This is a genomic window from Oceanisphaera sp., from assembly GCF_052084945.1.
In the GTDB taxonomy this organism is placed as follows: Bacteria; Pseudomonadota; Gammaproteobacteria; order Enterobacterales; family Aeromonadaceae; genus Oceanimonas.
The window spans coordinates 1-8,152 of record NZ_JBQDEX010000118.1 but is presented as its reverse complement, the minus strand read 5'-3'; the positions used below and the strand labels follow the sequence as shown (position 1 = coordinate 8,152).

9 protein-coding genes are annotated in these 8,152 nt (G+C 45.7%); 6 read left to right on the top strand and 3 right to left on the bottom strand.

All coding sequences use genetic code 11. The features are described 5' to 3' along the window. The first annotated feature begins 213 nt into the window (after positions 1 to 213). Positions 214 to 615 (top strand): acyl-CoA thioester hydrolase YciA, encoded by a 402-nt coding sequence (yciA, locus tag ACTHY5_RS10235; protein WP_441879314.1) that lies wholly within the window; start codon positions 214 to 216, stop codon positions 613 to 615. Next, positions 612 to 1,436 (top strand): endonuclease/exonuclease/phosphatase family protein, encoded by an 825-nt coding sequence (locus ACTHY5_RS10230; RefSeq protein ID WP_441879312.1) that lies wholly within the window; start codon positions 612 to 614, stop codon positions 1,434 to 1,436. The genes yciA and ACTHY5_RS10230 overlap by 4 nt, the downstream gene beginning before the upstream one ends. A 233-nt stretch (positions 1,437 to 1,669) precedes the next feature. Here ACTHY5_RS10230 and ACTHY5_RS10225 read toward each other — a convergent pair whose 3' ends face one another. Both ACTHY5_RS10225 and gloB read right to left on the bottom strand, forming a co-directional pair. Further along, entirely contained in the window at positions 1,670 to 3,058 is a 1,389-nt protein-coding gene (locus ACTHY5_RS10225; protein WP_441879311.1) for a LysM peptidoglycan-binding domain-containing protein, read from the bottom strand. A gap of 63 nt (positions 3,059 to 3,121) precedes the next feature. After that, entirely contained in the window at positions 3,122 to 3,916 is a 795-nt protein-coding gene (gloB, locus tag ACTHY5_RS10220; protein WP_441879309.1) for a hydroxyacylglutathione hydrolase, read from the bottom strand. 55 nt (positions 3,917 to 3,971) lie between these two features. On the opposite strand from gloB, the gene ACTHY5_RS10215 reads away from it, so the two are divergent. Beyond that, positions 3,972 to 4,721: a class I SAM-dependent methyltransferase gene (locus ACTHY5_RS10215; protein WP_441879307.1), complete on the top strand. Its 750-nt coding sequence runs from the start codon at positions 3,972 to 3,974 to the stop codon at positions 4,719 to 4,721. Between the two features lie 109 nt (positions 4,722 to 4,830). Here the strand turns inward: ACTHY5_RS10215 and rnhA are convergent, their stop codons facing one another. After that, the gene (rnhA, locus tag ACTHY5_RS10210) at positions 4,831 to 5,295 is read right to left on the bottom strand and encodes a ribonuclease HI (RefSeq protein WP_441879305.1); all 465 of its coding nucleotides are present in this window, start codon (positions 5,293 to 5,295) and stop codon (positions 4,831 to 4,833) included. 141 nt (positions 5,296 to 5,436) lie between these two features. On the opposite strand from rnhA, the gene dnaQ reads away from it, so the two are divergent. From dnaQ to ACTHY5_RS10195, 3 genes are all read left to right on the top strand, one after another. Then, the gene (gene dnaQ, locus ACTHY5_RS10205; protein ID WP_441879303.1) at positions 5,437 to 6,165 is read left to right on the top strand and encodes a DNA polymerase III subunit epsilon; all 729 of its coding nucleotides are present in this window, start codon (positions 5,437 to 5,439) and stop codon (positions 6,163 to 6,165) included. After that, entirely contained in the window at positions 6,153 to 7,277 is a 1,125-nt protein-coding gene (locus ACTHY5_RS10200) for a hypothetical protein (RefSeq protein WP_441879301.1), read from the top strand. The genes dnaQ and ACTHY5_RS10200 overlap by 13 nt, the downstream gene beginning before the upstream one ends. Before the next feature lie 163 nt (positions 7,278 to 7,440). Next, a complete protein-coding gene (locus tag ACTHY5_RS10195; protein ID WP_441879299.1) occupies positions 7,441 to 8,145 on the top strand; it encodes a GAF domain-containing protein in 705 nt (234 codons plus the stop codon). The last annotated feature ends 7 nt before the right edge of the window (positions 8,146 to 8,152 follow it).

The window sequence follows — 8,152 nt, the reverse complement described above, 5'->3', positions numbered from 1 at the left end:
GTTTCCTTTTTATACTGTATTTAAATAGATCGATTATTTAGTGTGTTTGGTATCATGTGATGGTCGGTGTCGCTCCTTTTATCCGGTTGGGATAGGTGGAAAGTTGCGTTAGAAAATGGCTGCACCCTCACACTTCACTTATTAGTGGCTTTCTTCAGCTATCAGGCATGGGTATGATTAAACTTATTTTTATACTTTACAGAGAACTGAATAATGACTAACGATGTTGATCCCAAAGGCGACTTATTAATGCGCACTATGGCCATGCCTGCCGACACTAATGCGAATGGCGATATATTTGGCGGTTGGATTATGTCACAAATGGACTTGGGCGGCAGCTTGTTGGCTAATGAAGTGGCGCTAGGGCGAGTGGGGACGGTTGCGGTGAGTGAAATGAACTTTTCGCGGCCTGTTAAAGTCGGGGATGTGGTTTGTACTCATGGGGAGTTAATTAAGGTGGGGCGCACTTCTATTACAGTAAAAGTAGAAGTGTGGGTTAAACCTGTTTTAACGCCTGAAGGGGGACCGCGCTATAAAGTAGCGCAGGCGCAATTTGTGTATGTGGCCATTGATGGTAATGGCCGCCCTCGTGCAGTACAGGCAACGGGTGAATGAAGCCGTTATGCTTTATATTAACAGCCACATTATTCTTAAGTGGCTGTATTGATGTACCCGAAAACACGCTGATAAGTCATCATAATGAGCCATTAGTGCAGGAGTGCGCGCGACCCTCAGGGGAGAACAGTTCACTTTTGCCATCACGTTTTTCATTACTTAGCTGGAATATTTACAAACAGCAGGGCGATTGGCAAACAGAGTTGGGGCAATGGCTGGATAATAATGATCTTTTATTATTACAAGAGGCCAATGCCAGTGAGCATTTGCAGCAATGGTTAGCTATACACGACTATCACTGGTTTCAGGTCGCGGCTTTTAATTGGCATGGTGTGAGTAATGGCGTGCTAACAGCGGCTAAAGGACAGCCTTCTCAGGTGTGTGGTAAACGGCTATTAGAGCCAGCAACACGTATACCTAAGTCGTTGTTATTTAGTTATTATCCATTGTCGGGTTCGGCGCAGCAACTGTTAGTGGTTAATCTGCATGCCATTAACTTTTCATTACGAGGGCGTACCTATAATGAACAGCTTAATATGATAAGCGAGGTAATTGGTGAGTACCAAGGGCCTGTTATTGTGGCGGGTGACTTTAATCGATGGAACAGTCGCCGAGATGGCTTTTTAGCGCGCTGGGCTAAAAAAGAGCAATTAATAGAGGCTTTGCCTGAACCTGATGTACGCACCCGCTTTTTAGGGCACCCACTAGACGCTGTTTTTTATCGTGGTTTAATACTCGAGCAAGCTCGCAGCCTAGAATCCACCGCTTCAGATCACAACGCCCTACAAATGCGCTTTAGCGTGGTAAAAGGGAAGCTATAAGCTGTACGTTATACGCCGTACGCGTTACGTAAAAACCAATACGGGCTCATCCTGTTTTGTTTTTGTAGGCTCGATTTCAATCGACCCAAACCATGGCTCAGGCCTGAAAAATGGATTGCCGCGCTACGCTCGCAAAGACGGCTAACAGGCCGCAAACAAAAACACCGAGCCAAGGCTCGGTGTTTTTTATCTTTGGCTCGGCGCTTGGTGCTGGGCGCCTGGCGCTGGGTTAATTAACCCGCATTAGCGGCTACAACTAACTTTTGTCCAGCACGCAAACTGTGCTTATTAGTAAGACTATTCCAGCGTAGTAATTCGTTAATACTCACGCTAAAACGGCTAGCAATAACGGACAAAGAATCTCCTGATTTTACCTGATAAACCCTATCTGGCGAAGAGCTTGTTGCCGCCGTACCTGCATAAGGTGTAGGTAGCATGAGCTCTTGTCCAACACGAATAGTCGTGCCACTTAAATTATTCGCTTGGCGAATGGCCTGTATGCTAGAACCATACCGCTTGGCAATGCGCCCAAGGCTATCACCACCTTGCACTCGATAAGGTTTATAAGACTTACGCTCTTGCTCAGGTAAATCGACCATCGCAATTTCAAAGCCTTGCGCATGAGCCACCGGCACTAAAATATCAGCAAGGTATGTGGGAGACGTCGCGGTGCGCTTAAAGGCTGGGTTAAGGGCTTTAAGTTGCTCGCGCTGCATTCCTGCCAGATCGGCGGCCATGTGCAGGTCGAGTTGCCTTTCTACCTTAATCACAGCTAACTGTGGTTTATTAGGTAGCGCGGGCACTTCCATTCCATAATGTGTTTCGTGCTTTAGAATGTCTGCTAATGCCAGCAGTTTAGGGATATAACCTTGGGTTTCTTTTGGTAAAGACAATGACCAATAGTCGGTAGGCTTGCCTTGGCGACGATTGGCTCTTACTGCGCGCTGTACTCGACCTTCGCCTGAGTTATAAGCGGCTAACGCCAGTACCCAATCACCGTCAAAGAACTCATTTAAATACGCCATATAATCTAGCGCAGCATTGGTTGAAGCCATTACATCGTACCGGCCATCGTACCAAGTATCGTATTTCAAACCAAAATGTTTGCCGGTACTTTTAAGCATTTGCCATAACCCTGCCGCATGGGCATGAGAGTAGGCTTTAGGGTCAAAGGTACTTTCAACAACAGGCAACAGTACCAGTTCCATTGGCATGTCCCGTTTTTCTATCTCTTCCTTTATGAGATAGAGAAACGGTCTGGCGCGCTCAGATACCGAGCGCATATAACCTGGGTGCTTAAGATACCATTCACGCTGAGCGACTACTCTGGGGTGGTCTAGAGGTAAGTCTAGCTGCATATTATCGGCTAAATCGGCCCATAAATTGGCTTGGTTGGTCGTTGCAGCGCGTTGTAGCATATCAGCATGGCTGGGCGTCATGCTGTAAGCACGGCCTAAGTCTGCCGTGCGATTATGTACTTGTAACGACGAGTAAACTGACGATGTATGATAGAGCTGGTTATTGGCCGCTTCTTTATCGTTGCTGTGCGCTGTATTAGCGGAGTGTAACCCCTGACAGCCTGCCAACAGCAAGGCGCTGGATAAAATACAGAGTGTTCTCATGGTGCTCGCATCTCTAAAAAACGGCGGCCAGTGTATGCTTTGTGAACAATTTAATCAAGTTCGTTAAAAATCATCTTTCCAGCGTCTAAGTGCTGCAAATACCTGAATGTTTTCGGGTAAGGGATCGCCTGCATGGGCTTGTACCGAGGCTTTAACATTCGTTAAGTCACTGCGTAAAAAGACATTAATAGCTTTTTCTAAGCCAATGGTGCTTGGCAAGGTTGCAATGCCTTGCTGGCGACATTTAGCCACGGTTTGTATGTGCTTTTGTAGGGCTTTATTGCTGGGCTCTACGGCATAACCAAAGGCTAAATTCGCTTGTGTATACTCATGGGTGCAATACACCTGAGTTGCGTCGGGCAGGGTACTAAAGCGCTGTAAAGAGTCATACATTTGTTGGGGTGTACCTTCAAACAAACGGCCACAACCACCAGAAAATAGCGTATCACCACAAAACAGCAAAGGGGGATGAGCGGGCTCTGTTTCATTAGCAGTATAAAAAGCGATATGGCCCAAGGTGTGGCCAGGGACTTTCATCACAGTGAAGGATAAACCTAACTCAGACAAGGTTAGGGTGTCACCATCATTAAGTGCCACAGCTGTTGAACAGGGTAATGGCTCGTCTGCGGGCGCATATACCTTAGCTTGGGGCCAGTTTTCTACTAGTGCCTGTACACCACCGGTGTGATCATAATGGTGATGAGTAATCAAAATATCGGTGAGTATTAGACCTCGTTCAGCAAGCACCTGTTCTACTGGAGCGGCTTGGCCTGGGTCAATAACCACGGCATGCTTGTTATTCTCGAGTAGCCAGATATAGTTATCTTGAAATGCACAGATGGGGCTAATATTAACCATATTAATACACCTTTATAAAAATGTGAGTGTTAGCTTAACAGAGGCGCAAACTTTGATGAAATCTGCCGATACGCCAACTCATTGGGCACAATTACTACGAGGAACACATTTTGCCGAGCAATTACAACATCGGCTAGATGACTGGGCCCCTTCATTGTTTGGTTTTAACTTGCTTAAGGTAGATGCACTGAGTGCGTCTTTGTCGTTAACGGGTAGCCGATTATTGCACAGCGTTTATTTAAGTCAGCTAGCAACACCAGAGCGCCCTCACACAGCCGACGTAGTAGGGGATGCCTGTGCGTTACCTTTTTCTCCAGGCAGTTTAGATGCTTGCTTGCTGGCACATGTATTGGACTTTAGTGAATATCCTCACGCCATACTCAGAGAGGTTGAAATAGGCTTACGTGATGACGGTTGGCTTATTATTTCTGGCTTTAACCCCTACAGTAGCGCGGGGCTGGCCAGTTTAATGCTTAACTTGCGCTTTAACGTCGACCCTTTGACTCAGCGCAAACTACCATACTGGCACAATATGGTTGCTCCTAGGCGTGTAGAAGACTGGTTAAAGCTGCTAGGGTTTGAAATTATTAAGCGGGACTACCTTGGTTTTACCCGTTTGTTTGATTTTGCAAACGAAGGTGCTTGGCGTCAACGGTGTTATCCGCGCTATTGCCCGCCATTATCTGCCGCCTACATTATTATGGCGCGCAAACGTCGTTATCCATTGACCCCCGTTCGTCAATATCAGCCGGCAAAGCAAGTGCTGCAAGCAGGTATGGCTCGTAGGCCCTTTGGGCAGTATTAAGGCGCGCGATATTAAAGGCACACCCTATTTATTGTTGCACATTGCAAGTGTTATTCAATACTCATCATGAGGGATTCAAATTGTCACTTATGAGTGAGCTACGCTATGGTTACCCGTTATAGCCAGTATCGTCGTGATGGGCATCTGTCTCAGCTGCTATGCGAGCTAAGTCATCACAACGCTCGTTTTCGGGGTGGCCTGAGTGCCCTTTTACCCAGTGCCAAGTTACCTGGTGATACTGACATTGAGTATCTAAGCGTTTCCACAAATCAACATTTTTAACCGGCTTTTTTGCCGACGTTTGCCAGCCCTTGCGCTTCCAACCCGTGATCCATTGAGTGATGCCTTGGCGAACGTATTGGCTATCTGTGGTTAAATCAACTTTACAGGCATCAGTTAATGCCGCCAGCCCTTCTATAGCAGCCAGTAATTCCATGCGATTATTCGTGGTTAGACGATAACCACCGCTAAGCTCTTTACGGTGCGCATTATAAATGAGCACAGCCCCATACCCCCCAGGACCTGGGTTACCTAAACAAGAGCCATCGGTGTACAGTTCAACCTTTTTCATCATCACACATTCGCCATTACACATAATAAAGCGGCAGTCTGCCACAGTCATTATAAAAAGGCAGCTTAAAGCGTATTGCTTCTGGCTAGCATAGCCAGTGGCAGTTATTTATACTGACCTTACTTGGGTAAAGGAAACAGCAATATGTACCAGCAAAACCATTCACGAGTTGTAGTGTTTGATACCGAAACTACTGGCCTTAATACCGAGGCAGGCCCCCATTATATGGGACATAAGGTAATTGAAATTGGTGCTGTTGAGGTAGTCAATCGACGCTTAACTGGGCGTCATTATCATGTGTACCTTAAACCTGATCGAAAAATAGATGAAGAAGCCATTAAGGTGCACGGTATTACCAATGACTTTTTGGCTGATAAACCGGTATTTTCAACACAAGTAGATGAATTTCTACAGTTTATTCGTGGTGCCGAAATTGTTGCACATAACGCGCCCTTTGACGTTGGCTTTTTAGATTATGAATTGTCGTTGATTGGCCGAAAAGAGCGAATTGAATCAATTTGTCATGTGACCGACACCTTAGCTCTTGCGCGTAAAATGTATCCAGGAAAACGCAATAACTTAGATGTGTTGTGTACCCGTTATGGCATAGATAATAGTCATCGTACCTTACACGGCGCTTTACTTGATGCCGAAATATTAGCCGATGTTTATCTGTTAATGACAGGGGGGCAAACTAAGCTAAACTTACAAAATGACGGCCAAAATCAAGAAGATAGCGGCGCTATTCAGCGGTTGTCGTCAACGCGTACCCCACTCAAAATTATTCGAGCTGACCCCCAAGAGTTACAAAACCATGAAGCCAGACTTGATCTTATTACAGAAAAAGGAGGAAGCTGTTTATGGCGCACCTAACCACTCGTAGTGTGATGCTAGGAGCTTTACTATTGGTGACGCATGTGGCGCATGCAAGTGAACAAAGCGCTCGCTGGTTAAGTAACACCTTTCGTATTGATCCCTCAGTGACCTCAGTGACCTTGTTTATTGAGCGAGAGTTAGAGAGTAGCCCTGTGGTGCTAATTCGCCCTGATGGCAGTAAATATTATCATCAGGATCATCCCGATAGTATTAGCTGGGCCAGCAGCAGTAATAGGGATGTGATCACATTATGGCAACCCGAGCCCGGGCCATGGCAAGCGACAGGTAAAGTAAATGAAAAAAGAGGGATTTCTCTGGTCAGTGAGTTTTCATTAGTCACCACACCATTGGCAAAGCGGCTGTATCAGCAAGAAATTTTAAAAGTTACCGCTGAGTTACAACATAATGGCACGCGACTTGATGCCAATTACTACCTTAAAGATCTCTCGCTACAAGCTCAGTTGCTTAATTTAAAAAATGACAACGAGGCACAATTTGCACCGGCGCCTTTGGTTATTGGTGAGTTTATGGATGATGGGCTTGAGCTTGATGCCTACCCCAATGATGGAAAAATGACAGCACAGAGCGTGTTAGACACCTTGCCTGGGGAGTATTTATATCAGGTTACCATTAGCAATCAAGTGCTAGCGCGCACGCAAGAACAAACAGTGCTTATCTACCCCATGCCACTTACAGTGCGCTTTTCAACACCCGATGCACAACATCAATGGCAGATGAATGTCGAGGCCAGTCATGAATTGGTTGCCGACTCTTTAGTGATTACCGGCGAGTTAACTACGCCCTCGCAACAACGCATTCCTATCTCGGGCACCGGAAAAACCATAACACTGCCAGAGGCATTAGAAAGCGGTAATTACTATTGGAAAGGCCGTGCTTTTGCTAACAATACAGAAGGCCGAGAAATTCAACTTAATCTCGCTAAACAAGTGATTAGAGTTAGCCCCCCCGTTAGCACAGCAGGCGACGTTGTTGTGCAAGAGCGCTCTATAGGTGTCATCCCTATTGTTATTGGTGTGATAAGTACTTTATTGTTACTGACTGCTATTGGTGTATTGATACGCAAGCGTAAAAAGCCAAAAGCCAAATAAAGATATAATCTGCAACACGCCATTTGTAGCCTGTCGGTAGGGTGGCTCTTTTTACATTATTGTATTCAATTTTTTAAGATATAAGCCGATACGCTCACAACAAGTGTTACTTTTAAATGTATGATGCTGATATACGGTCGTATTTTATAGCCTTTGGAATACTATGATGTCACCTTTGCTGCCTGCTAATGAAGCCAAGCGCTTGGCTTTGTTGCACGAACTACAGATACTAGACACCCCCGCTGAGCCTGCGTTTGATCAGCTGATGGAACTCACCACTCAGGTATTGCAGGTGCCTATTGCATTAATTTCTTTAGTGGATGCAAACCGGCAGTGGTTTAAAGCAAAAGCTGGGCTTGATGTTGATGAAACTGGGCGAGATATTTCTTTTTGTAGTCATGTGGTGGCCGATAATAAGCCGCTGATTGTGGAAGATGCGCGCAATGATGTGCGGTTTGCTGATAACCCCCTAGTCACAGGGGAGGCAAACATTCGTTTTTATGCGGGGATCCCACTGCATGCTTATAATGAAGAGGGAGTTCAGGCCTGCTTGGGAACCTTGTGCATCATTGATACACAGCCTAGGCAGTTAAACGACCAGCAGTTTAAGCAGTTGACTATGCTTGCACAACAGGCACAACAATTACTGTTATTACACCAACAGCGTTTACTGTTAAATCATCAGGGGATGTTAAGTGATTATCGGCTGGCACGCTACGAAGCCATTACCACTGGGGCTGCCGCTGGAATTATACGCATTAATGGCCAAGGCTTAATTCAAGAAATTAATGATTTTGCACTCACCTTGCTAGGGTACGAGCCAGGGCGAGATCGTGAACGTTTTTTAGGCAATTTTAATTCTAAATAGTGAGCAA

Bases quoted from the DNA above. Each gene is read 5' to 3' on its own strand.
- yciA (WP_441879314.1), top strand. From the start codon at position 214: ATGACTAACGATGTTGATCCCAAAGGCGACTTATTAATGCGCACTATG.
- ACTHY5_RS10230 (WP_441879312.1), top strand. From the start codon at position 612: ATGAAGCCGTTATGCTTTATATTAACAGCCACATTATTCTTAAGTGGC.
- ACTHY5_RS10225 (WP_441879311.1), bottom strand. From the start codon at position 3,058: ATGAGAACACTCTGTATTTTATCCAGCGCCTTGCTGTTGGCAGGCTGT.
- gloB (WP_441879309.1), bottom strand. From the start codon at position 3,916: ATGGTTAATATTAGCCCCATCTGTGCATTTCAAGATAACTATATCTGG.
- ACTHY5_RS10215 (WP_441879307.1), top strand. From the start codon at position 3,972: ATGAAATCTGCCGATACGCCAACTCATTGGGCACAATTACTACGAGGA.
- rnhA (WP_441879305.1), bottom strand. From the start codon at position 5,295: ATGATGAAAAAGGTTGAACTGTACACCGATGGCTCTTGTTTAGGTAAC.
- dnaQ (WP_441879303.1), top strand. From the start codon at position 5,437: ATGTACCAGCAAAACCATTCACGAGTTGTAGTGTTTGATACCGAAACT.
- ACTHY5_RS10200 (WP_441879301.1), top strand. From the start codon at position 6,153: ATGGCGCACCTAACCACTCGTAGTGTGATGCTAGGAGCTTTACTATTG.
- ACTHY5_RS10195 (WP_441879299.1), top strand. From the start codon at position 7,441: ATGATGTCACCTTTGCTGCCTGCTAATGAAGCCAAGCGCTTGGCTTTG.